1 protein-coding gene is annotated in these 1,327 nt (G+C 38.6%); it reads left to right on the top strand.

The annotated features are described in order from the left end of the window. Positions 1-717: 717 nt before the first annotated feature. Complete coding sequence (locus tag AB4153_RS20080; RefSeq protein ID WP_303513277.1) at positions 718-1,047, top strand: hypothetical protein; 330 nt, start codon at positions 718-720, stop codon at positions 1,045-1,047. Positions 1,048-1,327 lie beyond the last annotated feature (280 nt).

Below are 1,327 nucleotides of genomic sequence, written 5' to 3'. Positions count from 1 at the left end.
GATGGGTCCATATATGCCGAGATAGCCTCAGTTGAGCCATGGATGGCGAATCTGAGGCGATAGTCAATTCGCTTAAAATAGCATGAGGAACAACACTTCGTCGGGGCTGTGGGGTGATCCAAGAGGGTGTCGCAGTTCACACCCTTTTGGTCTGGTGTGGGCGAAGCGCCACGACTTTCATTGGCCTTAAGGCCATAAAAGAATAGTAATAAACCTAATCATAAAACCCATTTTCCAAAATAAAGCCAGAAGCTGAATGTTCCCCCCGTTGGAAGTGTCCGAGTGTGTTAAGTGAATTGACGTGATGGAGGCAGGTTATTCCCGTGTATCCATGCCCTAGATGATATTCAGGCTTCCTGCCTATCGATGGCGCAATAAATGAGATCAGATTCTGACCCTTCTTATTTCTACTTCTTCCCATATCACCACTGATTAAATTATTTTTGAACATATAAAGCGTCTCATTAGAGGCGCTTTTTTTGTATTTTTGGTTTGCTAATTAAGAGTTAGCTAAACTCACTACTTAGGTGGTTAAAATGACTAATTGTTTATTTGTTACACAGGTGCAAATTGAATATATTTTGATTTTTATTTGATTTGCTTTTGATTAAAACCATTTAAAACAATTTTAAATCAGCAACTTAAGTGACCGCAGCAAAACTTGGCACGCAGCTTGTAAAAACCTAGGTGTACCCCATAATTGAAAAGGAAGACACCATGTTTAACTCAACCTCAAATACAAATTTAGTAGCTCGTTCAGCATCTACAAAAACTAACCGTACATTTAAAAAATTAGCGTTAATTGCCGTTATTGCAACAGCAAGTATTGGCGCTCAAGCTAATGAATTGAGTAGTGCTGATGTCGTAAGTGTATTAGAAACACGTTTTACTGAAGCAACCACAGAAATGCTACAAACTGCAAAACAAGAAATTACTTTGAATCTGCAAAGCCACATCGCAGAGCAACTATTTGAGCTAAGTACTTCTCTTGAGTTGACTGAATCAGTAACAGAGCCAGATACAGCATTAGTAAGTAATGAGGACTAATAAATGGATTTAATGATGTTACTTAACTTAGCAGACCCATTAATCTCATTGCTTCTGCTTCCCGTTATCAGCTTTATTGTGTGTTCGTTGTTGATATACGGGTTGCAGTGGTACCAATGTAGAAGCGTCAATGCTATTTCCAAAGAGTTTGTTTCACTGGAGATGGCGGGAGAAACAGCATAACTTAACATGCCACTCATTGTTAAAAAGTACAGTAACAACCCCTACCTGGATTGCGATCATCTTTATGACTATTTGCTATTCAAATTCAAATTCAAAT

Source organism: Shewanella sp. 10N.286.52.E4 (assembly GCF_041468785.1).
Lineage (GTDB): Bacteria > Pseudomonadota > Gammaproteobacteria > Enterobacterales > Shewanellaceae > Shewanella > Shewanella electrodiphila.
The sequence above is the reverse complement of the archived record's forward strand: the minus strand, read 5'-3'. Positions and strand labels throughout refer to the sequence as shown.

Coding starts and splice junctions, on each gene's coding strand:
- AB4153_RS20080 (WP_303513277.1), top strand. CDS start 718: ATGTTTAACTCAACCTCAAATACAAATTTAGTAGCTCGTTCAGCATCT.